Annotated in this window: 20 protein-coding genes; 7 read left to right on the top strand and 13 right to left on the bottom strand. The window is 42.6% G+C overall.

The window, feature by feature from the left end; genetic code table 11:
* Positions 1-141: 141 nt before the first annotated feature.
* The 5 genes from MR764_RS01090 (at position 142) to queA (ending at position 4,003) form a co-directional block, all read left to right on the top strand.
* Positions 142-1,020, top strand: coding sequence for a permease-like cell division protein FtsX (locus MR764_RS01090; protein ID WP_247977535.1), 879 nt, complete (start codon positions 142-144; stop codon positions 1,018-1,020).
* A 30-nt stretch (positions 1,021-1,050) separates the two neighbouring features.
* Positions 1,051-1,308 carry a DUF3098 domain-containing protein gene (locus MR764_RS01085; protein WP_247977534.1) on the top strand — a complete coding sequence of 86 codons (258 nt, stop codon included), beginning with the start codon at positions 1,051-1,053 and terminating at the stop codon, positions 1,306-1,308.
* 8 nt (positions 1,309-1,316) lie between these two features.
* Positions 1,317-2,096, top strand: coding sequence for an undecaprenyl-diphosphate phosphatase (locus MR764_RS01080; protein WP_247977533.1), 780 nt, complete (start codon positions 1,317-1,319; stop codon positions 2,094-2,096).
* Positions 2,097-2,142: 46 nt separating this feature from the next.
* Positions 2,143-2,856: a tRNA pseudouridine(55) synthase TruB gene (gene truB, locus MR764_RS01075; RefSeq protein WP_247977532.1), complete on the top strand. Its 714-nt coding sequence runs from the start codon at positions 2,143-2,145 to the stop codon at positions 2,854-2,856.
* A gap of 97 nt (positions 2,857-2,953) precedes the next feature.
* Positions 2,954-4,003 (top strand): tRNA preQ1(34) S-adenosylmethionine ribosyltransferase-isomerase QueA, encoded by a 1,050-nt coding sequence (gene queA / locus MR764_RS01070; protein ID WP_247977531.1) that lies wholly within the window; start codon positions 2,954-2,956, stop codon positions 4,001-4,003.
* Between the two features lie 82 nt (positions 4,004-4,085).
* On the opposite strand, the gene MR764_RS01065 is transcribed toward queA, so the two are convergent.
* The 13 genes from MR764_RS01065 to argR all read right to left on the bottom strand — a co-directional run bounded on the left by MR764_RS01065 (position 4,086) and on the right by argR (position 16,383).
* A complete protein-coding gene (locus MR764_RS01065; RefSeq protein ID WP_247977530.1) occupies positions 4,086-4,766 on the bottom strand; it encodes a hypothetical protein in 681 nt (226 codons plus the stop codon).
* Positions 4,767-4,957: 191 nt separating this feature from the next.
* Entirely contained in the window at positions 4,958-5,575 is a 618-nt protein-coding gene (gene hisIE / locus MR764_RS01060; RefSeq protein WP_247977529.1) for a bifunctional phosphoribosyl-AMP cyclohydrolase/phosphoribosyl-ATP diphosphatase HisIE, read from the bottom strand.
* A 36-nt stretch (positions 5,576-5,611) separates the two neighbouring features.
* Positions 5,612-6,367, bottom strand: a complete 756-nt coding sequence (gene hisF / locus MR764_RS01055; protein WP_247977627.1) for an imidazole glycerol phosphate synthase subunit HisF — start codon at positions 6,365-6,367, stop codon at positions 5,612-5,614.
* A 29-nt stretch (positions 6,368-6,396) separates the two neighbouring features.
* Complete coding sequence (hisA, locus tag MR764_RS01050) at positions 6,397-7,128, bottom strand: 1-(5-phosphoribosyl)-5-[(5-phosphoribosylamino)methylideneamino]imidazole-4-carboxamide isomerase (protein ID WP_247977528.1); 732 nt, start codon at positions 7,126-7,128, stop codon at positions 6,397-6,399.
* 37 nt (positions 7,129-7,165) lie between these two features.
* Entirely contained in the window at positions 7,166-8,113 is a 948-nt protein-coding gene (locus MR764_RS01045) for an N-acetylornithine carbamoyltransferase (RefSeq protein WP_247977527.1), read from the bottom strand.
* A gap of 94 nt (positions 8,114-8,207) precedes the next feature.
* Complete coding sequence (locus MR764_RS01040) at positions 8,208-9,458, bottom strand: glutamate-5-semialdehyde dehydrogenase (protein ID WP_247977526.1); 1,251 nt, start codon at positions 9,456-9,458, stop codon at positions 8,208-8,210.
* A gap of 191 nt (positions 9,459-9,649) precedes the next feature.
* Positions 9,650-10,753: a glutamate 5-kinase gene (proB, locus tag MR764_RS01035; protein WP_247977525.1), complete on the bottom strand. Its 1,104-nt coding sequence runs from the start codon at positions 10,751-10,753 to the stop codon at positions 9,650-9,652.
* 84 nt (positions 10,754-10,837) lie between these two features.
* Positions 10,838-11,638: a pyrroline-5-carboxylate reductase gene (proC, locus tag MR764_RS01030; protein WP_247977524.1), complete on the bottom strand. Its 801-nt coding sequence runs from the start codon at positions 11,636-11,638 to the stop codon at positions 10,838-10,840.
* 31 nt (positions 11,639-11,669) lie between these two features.
* A complete protein-coding gene (locus tag MR764_RS01025; RefSeq protein ID WP_247977523.1) occupies positions 11,670-12,824 on the bottom strand; it encodes an aminotransferase class III-fold pyridoxal phosphate-dependent enzyme in 1,155 nt (384 codons plus the stop codon).
* Positions 12,825-12,898: 74 nt separating this feature from the next.
* Complete coding sequence (gene argC, locus MR764_RS01020; RefSeq protein ID WP_247977522.1) at positions 12,899-13,867, bottom strand: N-acetyl-gamma-glutamyl-phosphate reductase; 969 nt, start codon at positions 13,865-13,867, stop codon at positions 12,899-12,901.
* A gap of 82 nt (positions 13,868-13,949) precedes the next feature.
* Positions 13,950-15,143 carry an argininosuccinate synthase gene (argG, locus tag MR764_RS01015; RefSeq protein WP_247977521.1) on the bottom strand — a complete coding sequence of 398 codons (1,194 nt, stop codon included), beginning with the start codon at positions 15,141-15,143 and terminating at the stop codon, positions 13,950-13,952.
* A gap of 95 nt (positions 15,144-15,238) precedes the next feature.
* A complete protein-coding gene (locus tag MR764_RS01010) occupies positions 15,239-15,895 on the bottom strand; it encodes a GNAT family N-acetyltransferase (protein WP_247977520.1) in 657 nt (218 codons plus the stop codon).
* An 8-nt stretch (positions 15,896-15,903) separates the two neighbouring features.
* Positions 15,904-16,383, bottom strand: coding sequence for an arginine repressor (argR, locus tag MR764_RS01005; protein ID WP_247977519.1), 480 nt, complete (start codon positions 16,381-16,383; stop codon positions 15,904-15,906).
* Positions 16,384-16,602: 219 nt separating this feature from the next.
* Between argR and carA the strand changes: the two genes are divergently transcribed.
* The gene (gene carA, locus MR764_RS01000; protein WP_247977518.1) at positions 16,603-17,688 is read left to right on the top strand and encodes a glutamine-hydrolyzing carbamoyl-phosphate synthase small subunit; all 1,086 of its coding nucleotides are present in this window, start codon (positions 16,603-16,605) and stop codon (positions 17,686-17,688) included.
* Between the two features lie 49 nt (positions 17,689-17,737).
* On the top strand, positions 17,738-18,112 hold the full coding sequence (locus MR764_RS00995; RefSeq protein ID WP_247977517.1) for a four helix bundle protein: 375 nt from the start codon (positions 17,738-17,740) through the stop codon (positions 18,110-18,112).
* Positions 18,113-18,178 lie beyond the last annotated feature (66 nt).

Genomic DNA, 18,178 nt, shown 5'->3' with positions numbered 1-18,178 from the left:
ATTCAACTCTAAATAATCTTCCTCGCTTTTATCCGTTAACCTTTATCGATACAAGCGAAAAATGTAAATAAAACCACAAAATGTTTCGGCAACAGCCTTTTTATTTAATTACATTTGTTGACCGCCGATGATTGAATAAGCATGAAAAAGCAAAGACCCGGGAAATTGAAAAAGCGATTTATGAACTCGTGGATGACTTCGCTGGTAAGCATCACACTGGTTTTGGTATTGATGGGCCTGCTAAGTCTGATTTTATTAAATACGCGCAAGTTATCGGAATACGTGCGCGAGCAGATTGGATTTACCCTGGTTTTGAAAGACAATTTAAAGGAAACCGAGATTCTGCGTCTGCAAAAAACACTAAACGCCAGCGAATACGTGAAATCGACCCGTTTCATTAGTAAGGAAGACGCTGCCAAAGAATTAACAGACCAACTTGGCGAAGACTTTTCGGGCTTTCTGGGCTATAACCCGCTTTTTGCCTCGCTCGATGTAAAACTTTATGCTCTTTACACGCAAAACGACAGCCTTATTATGCTCGAACAAAAGTTCCTCGAATACCAGCAGGTAACGGAAGTCTATTATCAGAAAAACCTTGTATCCTTAATTAACGACAACGTTCAGAAAATTAGTTTGATCATTTTAATCGTCAGCGGTTTACTGACTTTTATCTTTTTCGGATTAATCAACAATACCATCCGGCTATTGATTTATTCTCAGCGGTTTATCATTCACACCATGCAAATGGTTGGAGCCAGTAGAAACTATATCCGAAAACCTTTTCTAAAAAGAAGCATTATTTTGGGGGCCGCCGGGGCATTACTTGCCAATATAATTTTACTGGCAGCAGCATACACCTACAAAAAAGAACTTTACGGACTGATTTCGGAGAGCGACATACAAGTTGTTTTGTACGTAGTGGCGATTGTATTTGCACTGGGCTTTGTTATTTCACTGCTGTCGACCTGGCTTGCGCTTAACAAATTCCTCAGGTTGAAATTTGACGAATTATTTTATTGACTATCTTTACCCGACCAATTCCTCTGAAATATGGCAAAAAGAACAAAAGAAATGAAAGATACCGCGGGACTCGCACTCGGAAAGGAGAATTATAAATTGCTGGCAATTGGCTTTGCTATCATTATATTAGGATTTATATTAATGGCAGGCGGCGGCAGTCATGATCCCAATGTATTTAGTGAAGATATTTTCAGTTTCCGCAGAATTACGCTGGCCCCAATTCTACTTTTCATCGGCTTTGTTTTTGAGATTTATGCCATTATGAAAAAACCCAAAGAAGAGGAATAGACAGGTCGATGAACGAACTCCAGGCACTTTTACTCGGAATTATCCAGGGACTTACAGAATTTTTACCCATCAGCTCAAGCGGGCATCTTGAGATGGGCCATGCTTTGCTCGGAATTCATGGAGAAAACAACTTGCTTTTTGTGTTGGTTGTACATGTTGCAACTGTATTAAGCACACTGGTTGTCTTCAGGAAAGACATCGCAGTTTTATGCAAAGATTTGTTCCAGTTTAAATGGAACGAATCAACACAGTACATCGCCAAACTTTTTTTGTCAGCTGTACCAATAGCCATTGTTGGCCTGCTGTTTAAAAAGCAGATTGAAAGTCTGTTTACCGGAAATCTTTTATTTGTAGGACTGATGCTGCTGGTTACTGCCGGACTACTCACTCTCACCAGTTTTGTAAAGAAAAGCGATGGCAAAATCACCTACAAAAATGCTTTTATTATTGGCCTGGCTCAAACACTCGCCATTTTACCCGGCATTTCACGAAGTGGATCGACCATCGCCACCGGTTTGTTGCTGAAAGGCAAAAAGGAAGATATTGCACGTTTTTCGTTTCTAATGGTATTGCTGCCCATCCTTGGCGCATTAGTATATGATGTTACTAAAGAAGGTGTTACCCTGGAAGTAACAGAGATTAAAAACCTGCTTATCGGATTCTTTGCTGCTTTTGTTTCGGGTTTACTGGCCTGCTCCTGGATGATCAAAATTGTAAAACGGGGAAAATTAATTTATTTCGCAATTTATTGCGCGCTTATTGGGGTAATTGCTATCTTTGCTGCCTGATTTTCGAGAATTTCAATTCAATACTCTGAATTACAGAGATTTACATATGCCCGAATTTAAAAACAAATACGACTTTCCTGCAGGAGAGGTTTTATTGTTTGACAAAGATTTAAATTGGACTTCGTTTGATTTGGTCAACAAAGTACGCTACGAACTGTGTCAAAAACTTGGTATTAAAAAGCTGAAAGTCGGGCATGCCGGGACACTCGATCCCCTGGCAACCGGACTAATGATCCTGTGCACAGGTAAATCCACAAAAAATATAGAAGAAATCCAGTATCAGGAGAAAGAATACCTGACGACCTTAAAACTGGGGGCCACCACTCCTTCATTCGATCTGGAAACCGAAGAAGACAGTACTGCTGATTACAGCCACGTTACTCAGGAATTATTGAATAAAGTTTTAGAAACTTTCGTTGGAGAGATCGACCAGGTACCGCCCATATTTTCGGCAGTTAAAGTAAAGGGCAAGAGAGCTTTTGATTATGCCCGCAGTGGGAAAGAGCTAGAACTTCAGCCAAAAAAAATTGTTATAAAAGAAATAAAGACAGAGCAGTTTGATTTACCTTACATAAAATTAAGAATTACATGTGGTAAAGGAACCTATATCCGCGCACTAGCCCGCGATATAGGGGCAGCCTTAAATTGTGGGGCATATTTAACCGCTCTGACAAGGACAAGAATAGGAGATTTTGGTTTGGACGATGCATTTAACGTGAATTATTTCCTGGAAAACTTAACTTTAGATGAATCAAAATGAAAATTCAGCCGTATAACGGAACTCTGAATAAAAAAACTGACAATCTGTATTATTTTTGTCAATCACTTAAGAAAGAAATACTTAAAAAAAGAAGCATATGAAATTATCAAAATTCAAGTATGACCTTAATCCGGAAAGAATTGCCTTACATCCAGCTGACAATCGTGATGAGTCGAAACTGATGGTTCTTAACAGGGCCACACGTACCATCGAACACCGCTTGTTCAGAGATGTACTTGACTATTTTGATGATAATGATGTAATGATTTTCAACGATACCAAAGTTTTTCCTGCCCGTCTGTACGGAAACAAGGAAAAAACCGGCGCCGAAATCGAAGTCTTCCTGCTTCGCGAACTCAACCGCGAACAACGTCTTTGGGATGTGTTGGTTGATCCTGCAAGAAAGATCCGTATCGGGAATAAATTATACTTTGGTGACGACGATCTGCTGGTAGCAGAAGTAATTGACAATACAACATCACGTGGTCGTACCCTTCGGTTTTTGTTTGATGGCCCGTACGACGAGTTCAAGAAAACACTTTACGGTCTGGGCGAAACTCCGCTACCGAAGTTTATCAACCGCCAGGTTCAGCCCGAAGATAAGGATCGTTACCAGACAATTTATGCCAAGCACGAAGGCGCTGTTGCTGCGCCAACAGCTGGTTTGCATTTTAGTCGCGAACTGATGAAACGTCTCGAGATCAAAGGAATCGACTTTGCCTACGTCACGCTTCATGTGGGTCTGGGAAATTTCCGCAGTGTAGATGTGGAAGACCTGACCAAGCATAAAATGGATTCTGAACAAATATGGATACGCGAGGAAGCTTGCAACATTGTTAACAACGCAAAAGAAAACAAGAGAAATGTGTGTGCGGTAGGTACCACTGTAATGCGTACGCTCGAAAGTTCGGTATCAACACAGGGACACCTAAAGCCATTTGAAGGATGGACAAATAAATTTATTTTCCCTCCTTACGATTTCAGTGTAGCCAATTCAATGATTACCAACTTCCACCTTCCGTATTCAACGCTGTTGATGATGGTAGCTGCCTTCGGAGGTTACGACTTTGTTATGGAAGCCTACAAATCAGCGATTAAAGAAAACTACCGCTTTGGCACCTACGGAGATGCAATGCTGATTATATAAAAAGCAATTTCAAAAAAAATTGCAAGCCGCGATTCGTTAAAGGACCGCGGCTTTTTTATCTGCTGTAAAGACTGTGTAATGTCTACAAATTTACGAGCACCTTATAGTAATTGAATTTACATCGCTTATCCGGATCAAACTGGTAATAGGCAATCGCGATTCTGCAAATATCCTGAATAACGGAGTAAATACCGGCAACTTCCTGCCTCCCGTATTTATTCAGTTCTGTCTCGCTTTCGAGTGCCATGAAACAATCTTCGCATTCATCGACACGTTCGGCACAAGTCAAAATTTTATCAAAAAGCGAATCAACTGTTCCCTTCTCTGAAATTCTTCGTCTTGATTCGGGATCAAGGTTTCGTTCAAATGTCTTCAGAAATTTATACAGGCTAAAATGATCGCCGTTTTTGGCATCGCTGAAATACTCGGAGTAACCCGTTTTATCGAAAAATTCCTTCAGGAACTCCTTCTCTTTCTTAAAGTCAACTTTCATGGAAGCCCGCAGTACCTTTAAATGCTGGAGACCTTCTACCATTACTTCGTGCCAGTGTTTGTAGTGTTCATCTGCTATCGAATCAAGACTATCGGAATAGTGTTTTTCAATGGTGTCGTCTATCCAGATATTCAGTGAAGTGGCGTATTCAGGATCCCATTCATTACGCAGGATACTGAGTTCGTAGATGTTCTCTTTAAAGGTTTTGGCTATTTTCTGGCACGCTAAGATCGTAGCCGTACTGGTTGGGCAAACGGTTAGTGTTTCCATAAAAAGTTGTTTTTTGAAGTTAGTAGTATAACAAAGCTACGGACTACCCAACAATAAAACCTAATCACAAAACCTTTATTTACAATGTTTTGCAACTATGTTACGCAACTATGTTACGCAACACCTATTTATGAACATATGGCACCACCCAAACCGTCAGGGTTAAGAGAAAACAGCTAAAGAAGAGCGTCTTATTTATGTCGCTTTTTTAATTCCCTTACAATATCCTCAATCCTGTATCCTTTGTGAGTAAGCAGAACAATGAGGTGATAAAGTAAGTCTCCGGCTTCATAAATGAAGTTCTCATCGTCGTTGGCCATAGCACCAATAATGGTTTCTACAGCTTCCTCCCCTACTTTCTGGGTAATTTTCCGTGTTCCTTTCTGAAACAGCGAAGTAGTATAAGAACCTTCAGGCATATCGGCTTTACGTTTGTCGATAAAATCCTGCAGGTAAGTTAAAAACTGAATGTCGTTGCCCGAGTTGGTCTCTTCAAAACAGGTATCAGCGCCAGTGTGGCAAACCGGACCAACCGGATTAACCTTAATCAGCAAGGTATCGTTATCACAATCTACTGCCATTGAAACCACATTCAGGAAATTACCCGATTCTTCTCCTTTGGTCCACAAACGGCTTTTGGTACGGCTAAAAAAAGTAACTTTCCCAATTTCCCGTGTTTTCGAAAGCGCTTCTTCATTCATAAAACCCAGCATTAATACATTCTGAGTTTCGGCATCCTGAATAATGGCTGGTACCAGACCGTCCATTTTATTAAAATCGATATCTGATGTTGCTGTTAAAGTCTTCATTTATTCAATTTTGCTGCGAAGTTAAGCATCGTACGCCTAACGAACGACAATTCCTTGTTCTTTTAAATATTTTTTAAGTACCGGGATCGGTATTTCGTTGTAGTGGAAAATACTGGCTGCCAACCCGGCATCGGCTTTTCCCTGGGTAAAAACATCCACAAAATGTTCTTTTGCACCGGCTCCTCCCGATGCAATAATCGGAATTTTCAGCATGTCGGCCATGCGCGAAAGCTGGTGATTGGCAAAACCGTTTTTGGTTCCGTCGTGGTTCATCGAAGTAAACAGAATCTCTCCTGCACCACGATCTTCTGCTTCTTTTGCCCACGAAAAAAGTTCCTTATCGGTTGGAATTCGTCCACCGTTTACCGTAACTGTCCAGTGGTCATTCTCGTCGCCTCGGGCATCAATGGCCACCACCACAAACTGACTTCCAAAATTCAAGGCCAGTTCGTCAATCAGTTTTGGATTCCGGACTGCTGACGAGTTGATCGAGATTTTGTCGGCACCGGCACTCAATAGTTTTTCAGCGTCTGAAATTTCGCTGATTCCACCACCCACCGTAAACGGAATGTTCAGATGTGCCGCAATCCGTTTTACCAGTTCCACAAAGGTTTTACGCCCTTCGTGAGTGGCAGTAATATCCAGAAAACACAATTCATCGGCTCCCTCGGCAGCGTATTTTGCGCCCAGCTCCACCGGATCTCCCACTTCCTGAATATTCACAAAATTTACTCCCTTAACGGTCTGCCCGTTACGGATATCTAAACAGGGTATGATTCTTTTTGCCAGCATACTTGAGTTCAAAGTCGATAGTTCAGCGTTTAAAGTATGAACTTCTCAATTTCTTTCAAAGTTATCCTATTTTCATAAATGGCTTTGCCCGTAATCACGCCAGGCACGCCCATTTCATCTAATTTTAATACGTCGTCCATCGATGCAATACCGCCACTGGCAATTATTTCCACTTTTGGCAGCTCTTCCATAATCCGGGCATAAAGATCAAAAGCAGGTCCACTTAGCATTCCGTCGCGACTGATATCGGTCGAAATCACTTTTGAAATTCCCTGCTGATGATAATCTTTCATAAACTCGACAACCGGAAGTTCGGTTGATTCGAGCCAGCCGCTTACAGCTATTTTCCCGTCTTTTGCATCTGCCCCGAGAATAATCTTTTCGCTGCCGTATTTTTCGAGCCAGGCTAAAAATGTCTCTTTCTGTTTTACCGCGATACTCCCTCCCGTAACCATCGACGCACCCGAACTGAAGGCAATTTCCAGGTCTTTATCGGCTTTTAAGCCTCCTCCAAAATCGATCACCAGCCTGGTTTTCGATGCGATGGTTTCCAGTACTTTGTAATTTACAATGTGCTGTGCTTTTGCCCCATCGAGATCCACGAGGTGTAAACGCGAAATACCGGCATCTTCAAACATTTGTGCCACCTCCAGGGGATTTTCATTATAAACCGTTTTCTGGTTGTAGTCTCCCTGTGAAAGACGAACACATTTCCCGTCAATCAAATCAATGGCCGGAATTATTTCTATTTTCTTACTCATTCTTCTTTTGTTAGCCGCAAAGATGCAAAGTTTCTGCTTACAAATCTTCCAAAATCATTTTCAACACTGCCTGGGCAGTAACTTCACGGTTATAAGCTTCCTCCACAACAATGGAGTTGGGGCTATCGATCACACCGTCGGTAACCACCACATTTCGGCGAACCGGCAAACAATGCATAAATTTAGCATTGTTGGTTAAGGCCATTTTCTCCTCATCAACGGTCCAGGCAAAATCTTTCGAAAGAATCTGACCATAATGCGTATACGACGCCCAGTTTTTTGCATAAATAAAATCAGCTCCTTCAAATGCCTTTTTCTGATCGTATTCCACTTTTACATCACCCATAAATTCGGGGGCCAGTTCGTAGCCTTCGGGATGAGTTACCACCAGTTCGTAATCGGTTTCGCGCATCCATTCCACAAACGAATTAGGTACAGCCTGAGGTAAAGCCCGTGGGTGCGGAGCCCAGGTAAGTACCACCTTCGGCCGAGCGGTTTTTTTGTGTTCTTCGATGGTTAACAGGTCGGCAAAACTCTGCAGCGGATGGCGGGTTGCTCCCTCCATACTCACCACCGGAACACCGGCATAATCAACAAACTGACTTAAAATCCGCTCCGAATAGTCTGCTTCTTTATCTTCGAACTTCGCAAAAGCACGCACCCCGATAATATCACAATATTTACCGATAACCGGAATTGCTTCGCGCAAGTGTTCGGCATTTTTACCGTCCATTACCACGCCCATTTCCGACTCCAACTGCCAGCTGTCTTCCGTTACATTGAGCACCATGGTATTCATACCCATATTCATGGCAGCCTTTTGCGTACTTAAACGGGTACGCAAGCTGGAATTAAAAAACACCAACACCATCGTTTTATTTTTTCCAAGATGTTGAAATCCATAGGGATTCTTTTTGACTTCGAAAGCCGTTTCTAACGCTTTTTCGATGCTGGGCAGGTCTTTTACAGAAATGAACTTTTTCATAATATGTTTTTCGCGGTGTTTACTTGTCTTTTGATTTGGTTTTTATCTCTAAAATTACGTTGCTTTAACTTTCTGTTCGAATTTAATCCTTCAACTATTTGGGCCGTACCTGGCCGCTTCCTTCTACAATCCACTTGTAGCTTGTCAATTCTTCGAGCGCCATCGGACCGCGTGCATGCAATTTCTGGGTACTGATCCCGATTTCAGCGCCAAGCCCAAACTGAGCTCCATCGGTAAATGCTGTTGACGCATTCGAATATACCGATGAAGCATCCACCATTTTTCGAAAAGTGTTGATTCGCTCAGCATTTTCACTAACGATTGCCTCGCTGTGTTTCGAACTGTGCTGGCTAATGTGCGCGATCGCCTCATCAAAATCTGCAACGGTTTTTACCGACATTTTAAGCGATAGAAACTCCGTACCATAACTTTCGGGAGTTGCCTGAAAAAGCAATTCATGCGGATAGTGCCCGTCAAATATTTTATAGGATTTCTCGTCGGCATAAATTATCACGTTCTCTTCCTGCAGTTTTGCAGCGAAAACTGGTAAGTCATTCAATCTGCTTTCATGAATCACCAAACAATCCAACGCATTACAAACCGACGGACGGCGTGTTTTGGCATTGAAAATGATTTCACGGCCTTTCTCTGCATCGCCAAATTCATCAAAATAAGTATGACAGATTCCGGCTCCGGTTTCAATTACCGGAATGGAGGCATTTTCGCGAACAAAATTGATCAATCCCTGGCTTCCCCTCGGAATGATCAGATCGATGTAACCGCGAGCCCGCAACATTTCGTTGGTTTCCTCGCGACCGGCAGGTAGCAAAGCAACCGAATTTTCGTTTAATCCGAATTTCTTAAGTACGTTTTGAATGATCGAAACAATAGCCTGGTTAGAGTCGATCGCATCGCTTCCTCCTTTAAGAACACAGGCGTTTCCTGACTTTAAACACAGCGCAAATACATCGAAGGTAACATTCGGACGTGCTTCATAAATAATACCGATTACGCCAAACGGAACCGTAACCTTTTTGATTTTTAAGCCATTCGGGCGTTCTGTTTCTTTCAACGTTATCCCAACCGGGCTATCCAGCGAAGCCACATTTTCAATGTCGGATGCGATACCGTCAATCCTGTCTTTGGTGAGTTTCAACCGATCGTATTTTGGATCTTCCGGGTCCATCCGGTCCAAATCTTTTTGGTTTTCTTCCAAAATATAAGCGGTATTTGCCCTGGCCTGAAGCGCCAGCTCCAGCAACACTTCCTTTACGCGATCGTTCTCAACCAGATTGAGCTGACGCGATGCTTCAAGGACTTTCCTTAGTTGTTGTTCGATCTTCATCTTCGTATTGTATTATGGCTCTAAAAAGCCCTGATTTCTAATAAAACCCTCTCCCGGGGGAGGAAGAGGGAGCTCAGAATAATTTCTAATAGGGTATAAAAAAAGGGAGAATTGATTGCCGTAAACCGGCTTTTGTTGAAGTTTACCCTGAGCTGTTTTTACATATATAATCGTCTGTCCGTAATCCCGTTTTAACTTGTTCCGTTTTTATTTTCCAGGTACAGGTAATCGTAATGCACTACCGGCCGTTGTTTCTCCGATAGTTTTTCTTTTTCCAATTTATCTGAGTTGTAGGCTGCCTTTCCTAATCCAATGGGTTCTCCCTTTTCGTTGATGATCTTGATCAGGTCGCCCTTTTTGAATTCAATATCGATACGCACCACCCCCACTGGCAATAAACTTACTGCCTTTTCCGAACAAAGGACATTTACTGCACCTTTGTTAACTACAATCTGGCCTTTCGCAAATCCGTCGGAATAGCCGATCCATTTTTTTACGCCGCTCGATGGTTTTTCCTTTGGCACAAAAAAAGTATGTTTCAACGATTTCTGAACATCCAGCAAATCGATCAACACATTGTCGCGGGTGCCGTTGGCGACGTGAACTCCAATTCCGTCGCCGGCCACTTTCTTGGCAATTCTGAATTTGGTAAGCATTCCGCCACGTCCAAAATTCGAACGTTCCGATGAAATCGCATTTTGTGCGTCGTTATCCGCAATCTCAATTCGCTCAATCAGTTGTGCATCTTCGCTTTTCGGATGGGCATTGTAAACACCATCGATGTTACTTAAGATGATAAGCGCCTCAGAATCTACCATTGAAGCGATCAAGCCCGAAAGCTCATCGTTATCGGTAAACATCAGTTCGGTGACCGAAATTGTATCGTTTTCGTTTACAATCGGTATCACTTTGTTCTCCAACAACGTGCTGAAACAATTTTTCATGTTCAGATAGTGCCCGCGGCTCGAGAAATTCTCTTTGGTCGTAAGCACCTGCGCACAAGTCAGACCGTCTTCCTGAAAAAAATCGGAATACCGCGAGATCAGTTTCACCTGGCCCAAAGCTGCCCACAGCTGGCGTTGCGACACTGCATCCGTTTTTTTGTGCGGTTGCATTACGGCACGTCCGGCAGCCACCGCCCCTGAAGATACCAGCACCACCTCCACACCGTGTTTGTGCAGATAGGCAATCTGATCCACCAAATGTGCGATGCGCGAAACATTCAGTGTCCCGTCGGATTTGGCCAATACATTACTGCCAACTTTTATGGTTATTTTTTTATATCGAAATTGCATTTCTTTTCATCTTCAAATTCGCGCCGGGGGACTTCTTTTAAATATTCTGCAGCCTACCTCCACATGGAACCGCTGCCTGATCGTTTATTTGTTTGGAGCAATTTTTTTATACGAAGCCAGCACTCCCTGAATAAGCGAAGAACTGAAACCTTTGTGCTCCATTTCATTCAAACCGGTAATGGTAACGCCCATTGGTGTGGTAACTTTGTCGATCTCACGTTCCGGATGATGACCCGACTGTAACAGAAGTTCGGTAGCTCCTTTTACGGTTTGAGCCGTAATAAACTGGGCCATTTCTGCTCCGAAACCAATTTCGATACCGCCTTGCATAGCAGCACGAATGTAGCGCAAAGCGTATGCAATTCCACAGGAAGAAAGCACGGTCGCCGCCGCCATCAGCTCTTCCGGAATTTCAATAGTCTTACCCATATTGTTGAACATCTCCACTACAAAATCTTTGTGCGGTGCTGTGTTACCGTTGGCAGAAATACAAGTCAGCGACTCACGAAGCGCGATGGCAGTATTGGGCATCACCCTGAAAATCGGAATTTCCGATCCGGCCATTTCAGCCAAAGTATCCATGCCCACTCCCGAAACGATAGAAATCAAAATTTTATCAGCAGAAAGTACAGCTTTGATTTCTTTCAGCACTCCTTCAATATGATAAGGTTTTACGGCTACAATTACCACATCGGCATTTTTTGCTGCATCCAGGTTTTCCTTGAATGTATTTACACCCAGTTCGGCCATTTTTGCCAGCGTGCTTTCTTTCCGGTCGGAAACAGAAATATCGGAAGCAGGCACAAAGCCTGACTTTACCAACCCAATGGCAATCGCACCTCCCATATTTCCAACACCTATTATCGCTATTTTCTTATTCCTCATAATTCGCAAGTTACTGGTTCAAATTTTATTTCTACTTATTATCGGAAAACATTGCTGCAATATCCGCATAAACCGCTTCGAAAGCCGCCAAAAATTCGTTAGCCTGCGAAATTGTTAATCCAAGAGGCGGCAACAAACGAATAATGTTTTGGCCTGAAACGCCGGTAAAAATGCCGTAGTCAAACAGCAGTCTTTTACGAATTTCGGCAATCGGAAACGGAAATTCAATACCAATCATCAATCCTTTTCCCCGTACTTCAAAATCACCGTCGATCGCAGCCAGCGCTTCCATCAGGTAATTTCCGGTTTTTTCAGAATTTTCCACCAGTTTTTCATTCTGAATAACATCCAGAACGGCAATGGCGGCGGCACAAGCCAAATGGTTTCCACCAAAGGTTGTTCCCAACATTCCGTACCACGGTTCAATTTCAGGCTGAATCAGCACACCTCCGATCGGAAAACCGTTGCCCATTCCTTTTGCCATGGTAATAATGTCAGGTTTAATTCCGGCATACTGGAACGCGAAAAAGCGACCGCTTCTCCCGTAACCCGACTGGATTTCATCAATAATAAGCGCAGCCACATATTTTTCGGTGAGCTTTTTAAGTTGCTGCAAAAAGTTCATGTCCGGAACGCGGATACCTCCAATTCCCTGAATACCTTCCACAATAACAGCAGCAACATCGCCGTTTTTCAAAACTTCTTCAGTCGCTTCAATATCGTTAAACGGAAGAATTATGGCATTCGGAGTTTCGTTTACCGGCGCAACAATTTTAGGATTGTCGGTAATCGCCACCGCTGCCGAAGTTCGTCCGTGAAAACCTTTTTTATAACTGATCACCTTTTTCTTTCCTGTAATGAAAGAAGCCAGTTTCAATGCGTTTTCGTTGGCTTCGGCACCCGAATTACACAGGAAAAGCTGATACTCGTCGCAACCCGACACCTGTCCCAGTTTATCTGCCAGTTCGTATTGCAAAGGATTTTGAACAGAGTTCGAATAAAATCCGATTTGCGACAACTGATCCGAAATTTTTTGCACATAAACCGGATGACTGTGTCCGATCGAAATTACGGCGTGTCCCCCGTACAAATCGAGGTATTTGTTTCCATCCTTGTCCCAAACATGACATCCTTCGGCTTTTACCGGAGTAATATCAAAAAGCGGATATACGTCAAATAGTTTCATATTCTTCAAGTTGGAAGTACGAAGCCAGAACAGTTCTTCCTCCCAATTAATAATTTCTAATTCCAGTTTTTTAATTAAAAAGCAACAGGCTTTAAACCTAATCCTGCTTTTTCATCCAGTCCGAACATCAGGTTCATGTTTTGAACCGCCTGCCCGGATGCACCTTTTAAAAGGTTATCAGTTACCGTAACCACCACCAGTTTATTTCCGTGCTTTTCGAGATAAATTACCGCTTTATTGGTGTTCACCACCTGCTTTACAGATGGATTCTCATCCATCACAAAAACAAACGGATGACCGGCATAATAGTTTTTGTAAATCTCGTTTGCCTCTTCGATCGAACCATTATAGTTGGTATAAGCGGCAACAAAAATACCACGGGTATGGTTTCCGCGAATCGGAACAAAGTTAAAGCCGCTTGCAAAACCGGGCTGCAACTGCTTCCAGCTTTGAAGGATCTCGCCTTCGTGCTGATGTTCAAATATTTTGTATGCTGAAAGGTTATTGTTGCGCCAGCTAAAATGCGAAGTGGAAGTGGGTTTTTGTCCGGCGCCGGTTGAACCGGTAATGGCCTGAACATGTACCTCATCTTTCAACAAACCGTTGGCCGCCAAAGGCAAAAATGCCAACTGAATTCCGGTAGCAAAACATCCCGGATTGGCAATATATTTGGCCGATTTTATGGCTTCGCGATTTAACTCGGGCAAACCGTATATAAAATCGTTCCCTGCTCTTTTCAAGCGAAAATCATGACTCAGGTCTATGATTTTCAACCCTTCGGGCAATTGATTTTCTTCCACAAATTCTTTTGACTTTCCGTGCCCCATACACAGAAAGATCACATCAACCTTTTCAAAAGGCATTTCTTCGGTAAAAACCAGGTCGGTATCGCCCAGCAAGTCAACATGCACGCTTGAAATAGTATTTCCTGCATTACTTGTGCTCTGAACAAACACCACCTCAACCTCCGGATGATGAATAAGAATACGCAACAACTCACCGGCTGTATAACCGGCTCCTCCTATAATTCCAACTTTAACCATTTGATTGGCGATTGATGATTAACGAATTAAGATTTCAGATTTTCCTCATCTATCGGCATTCGTTAATCGAAATTCAACATTCTTATAAATCTCCGTTTACCTTATTATAAATCTTCAACGAGTTCGACAAAATCTTGGTAAACCCTTTTACATCGTCGGCGGTCCAGGCTTCTACGGTTTCGCCGTATTGTCCAAATCCTGAATTCATCAGATCATGCTCCGATTCGATTCCAACCAGGTCGAAATGATACGGACGCAATTTTACGATCACTTTTCCGGTTACCTTCTCCTGTGTTGATTCCAGAAAATCTTCGATGTTGCGCATCACCGGTTCCTGGTACATGGCTTCGTGCAGGAACATTCCATACCAGTTGCCCAGCTGTTCTTTCCAATACATCTGCCATTTGGTAAGTGTATGTTTTTCGAGTAAATGATGTGCTTTGATAATGATCAGCGGAGCTGCGGCCTCGAAACCTACACGACCCTTAATTCCGATAATGGTATCACCAACATGCGTATCACGGCCGATGGCATATTTCGATGCTATTTCTTCCAACGCGCGGATAATTTCCGGGCCGTTTTCATAAAACTCGCCATTCAATGCAACAAACTCCCCTTTCTCAAATCCCAGTTCAATCACCTGCTCGCCGGTTGCTTCCAATTGTTTCGGGTAGGCACTTTCCGGCAAATTTTTATCGGTGGTCAGCGTTTCTTTTCCGCCAACACTGGTTCCCCAAAGCCCCTGGTTAATGGAGTACTCCATTTTGGTAAAATCAGCTTCGTACCCGTGCTTTTTCAGGTAGTCAATTTCCTGCTGACGGGTCAGCAACAAATCGCGGGTAGGCGTAATAATTTCGATTTCGGGCGCCAGTACCTGGAAAGTAAGGTCGAAACGAATCTGGTCGTTTCCGGCACCGGTACTTCCGTGTGCTATCGCAGTGGCTCCAATTTCCTTGGCATATTCAATGGTGGCAATTGCCTGAAAAGCACGCTCCGAGCTTACAGAAATAGGATAGGTATTGTTTCGAAGCACATTTCCGAAAACCATGTAGCGGATACACTTTTCGTAATACTCGTTGGTTACATCGAGGGTAATGTGTTTTACGGCGCCCAACGCCAAAGCGCGTTTCTCAATCACCTGTAGTTCTTCATCCGAAAAACCACCTGTATTCGCAATGGCTGTATAAACTTCAAAACCCTTTTCCTCTTTTAAATACTTAACGCAAAACGAGGTATCGAGCCCCCCGCTAAATGCTAAAACCACTTTTTTGCTCATGATATATTTTTTCTTGAAAGAAGAATGACAGCAAAATTAACCTCCCCCCAGGTAACCTGTAGCTGTCTGTTCACATCCACAGTGCTGCCACCCTCTTATTTATTCTTTTTCAGTAATTTGTTCTTTTTGTTTGCCAGTCCCGGTTTAAGTTTTGGAATCAATTCCAACAGGCTGCGCTTCTTTATTGGACTACCGTTAATTACCGGTTTTTCCCAGGCCGGGTCGTACAACATTCCGGTACACAAGCACTTGCTGCGGCCGGTTCTTTCCAGAATATCATGGTTCACACAGCCCTGGCATCCTTTCCAAAACTGATCGTCCATGGTCAATTCCGAAAACGTCACCGGACGGTAACCCAGCTCATGATTGATCTTCATCACCGCCAAACCTGTAGTCAATCCAAATATTTTTGCATTCGGATACTTCTTCCTCGAAAGTTCAAAGGCTTTCTTTTTGATCGCTTTTGCCAATCCGACACCACGATATTCCTCCTTGACAATTAATCCGGAATTCGCTACAAAACCTTTCTCCTGCCAGGTTTCGATGTAACAAAAACCTGCAAACTGATCTTCATCTAACGCAATTATGGCTTTACCCTCCTGCATTTTCGAGGCCAGATATTCGTATGTTCGGCGGGCGATACCCGTTCCTCTTTTTTTCGAGGCTTCATCAATGGCATCGTTTATATCGTCAACAAACTTAAGGTGCTCCTCGCTGGCCACCTCAACTTTAATTTTATCCAAACTTTTCATTCTCGTTTCTATAACTTTTCTTTCAGCTTTGGCATTATTTTAACTAACGCCTCCATCAAATCATTTTTAGAAATTCCTTCCCTCTGTATAATTAAAATGGTATCATCACCGGCAACTGTGCCTATGATCTCCCATGAATTTGAAGCATCGACCACAGCTGCAATACTACTGGCATAACCGGGCAAGGTTCTTAACACCGCCAGGTTACCCGAAAATTGCAAATCCTTGAAACCATCCGCCAGGTAATTAACCCGGTTCTGCTCCATAACCGACATGGTAGTACCGTTTTCGGGAATGGTGTAAATGTAACCCAGCACCGGATGTGGCACTTTCGCTACCTGCAACATTTTCAGATCGCGCGAAAGCGTGGCTTGTGTCAGCTCATATCCTTTACTTCTCAACGCCGACAGCAAATCTTCCTGACTTTGCACCTTCCCGTTTTGGATTATTTTTCTGATTTCAAGTTGTCGCTGTACCTTATTCTTCATTGAATAAATATTCATTTTCGTTGCAATAATATTCATTTTAATTTAGAATCAAACTAATTTATTCAGAATATTTACTATTTTTGCATCGATTTTGATTTTGACTTCACGTTACAATCATTATGTATGGGGAATACTTATCAGAAAATATTTATAGAGAAGAACTGAAATGCGTTTGTCGATTTTAGAACAAACGCATTTTTTTTAATATCAAATCGGAATATGTTTAAAGTAAGACAGGCAAAATTAACATTGGAAGACGGAACTGTTTTCGTTGGAAAATCATTCGGAAGTGAGAAATCGGTAGCCGGAGAAGTAGTGTTTTATACCGCAATGACCGGTTATCCCGAGAGTCTGACTGATCCGTCGTACACCGGACAAATACTGGTTTCAACCTACCCTATGATAGGAAACTACGGGGTTCCGTTTAATCAGAAAGAAAACGGCATCCACAAGTATTACGAATCGAACAAACTGCATATCACCGGTTTAATCATCTCTGATTATTCGTTTGAATTCAGCCACTGGAACGCTGAAAAGAGTTTGTCTGATTGGTTGAAAGAATACGAAGTTCCGGGCTTATTTGACATTGACACGAGAGCCTTAACAAAAATTTTACGTGAGAAAGGTTCGATGCTGGGAAAAATTGAATTTGATGAAGAAATTGATTTCTACGATCCCAACAAACAAAACCTGGTGGCAGTGGCCAGCTGTAAAAAACGGGAAGTATACGGCGATGGAGAACACAAAGTTGTTCTGATTGACTGCGGGGTAAAAAACAACATTATCCGCTGCCTGCTCGACCGGAATGCAACCGTGATTCGCGTGCCCTGGGATTACGACTTCACCCAGGAAGAGTACGACGGTGTATTTATCTCGAACGGCCCCGGCGACCCGGCTATGTGCGACGCTACCGTAAGCTACATAAAAACAGCAATTGCCGAAGAGAAACCGATCATGGGAATTTGCCTGGGGAACCAGCTGCTTGCCCGTGCTGCCGGAGCTGACACTTACAAACTGAAATACGGTCACCGCAGCCACAACCAACCGGTACTGCTGCAGGGAACCAACAAATGTTACATTACTTCTCAGAACCACGGTTTTGCCGTTGCAACCCAAACATTGCCTGAAGACTGGGAGCCTTTGTTCACCAACGTGAACGATGACACCAACGAAGGAATCAGACACAAAACCAAGCCGTTCTTTTCTACTCAGTTCCACCCCGAGGCATCGAGTGGTCCGACTGACACAGAGTTTTTATTTGATGAATTCATAAAAAATATTGTGCAATACAAAAAACAGGATTGAACCGCAGAATATCGATTAACGATTTAAGAATTAAGAACAAAAAGAAGAGATGAACAGATTTGATTTGGAGGAAAGATTGATAAAGTTTGCAGCTTTGATTATCAAGCTGGCAGAGACTTTACCCAATTCTCCGGTTGGTGTTCATATGAAAAATCAAATCGTCCGTTCGGGAACATCTCCTGCTCTAAATTATGGCGAAGCTCAAAGTGCTGAATCGAAAAAAGATTTCATTCATAAAATGAGCATTTGCCTTAAGGAACTCAGGGAAACGTTTGTTGCTATCAAAATCATTAAGTATTCCGACCTTACAAAATCAATTGATTTACTGGAAGAATGTTTTATTGAGAACAACGAATTGATATCCATCTTTGTTAAAAGTATTGAAACAGCAAAAAAGAATAAAAGTGAAGAACACAACGATTAAGATTAATTTGAGACCACTCAATCCGAAATCTTCAATCGTTAATCATCATTCGAAAATCAATAGTTA

It is taken from the genome of Maribellus sp. YY47 (assembly GCF_023111095.1).
In the GTDB taxonomy this organism is placed as follows: Bacteria; Bacteroidota; Bacteroidia; order Bacteroidales; family Prolixibacteraceae; genus Draconibacterium.
This window is presented reverse-complemented; position numbering and strand designations above follow the sequence as displayed.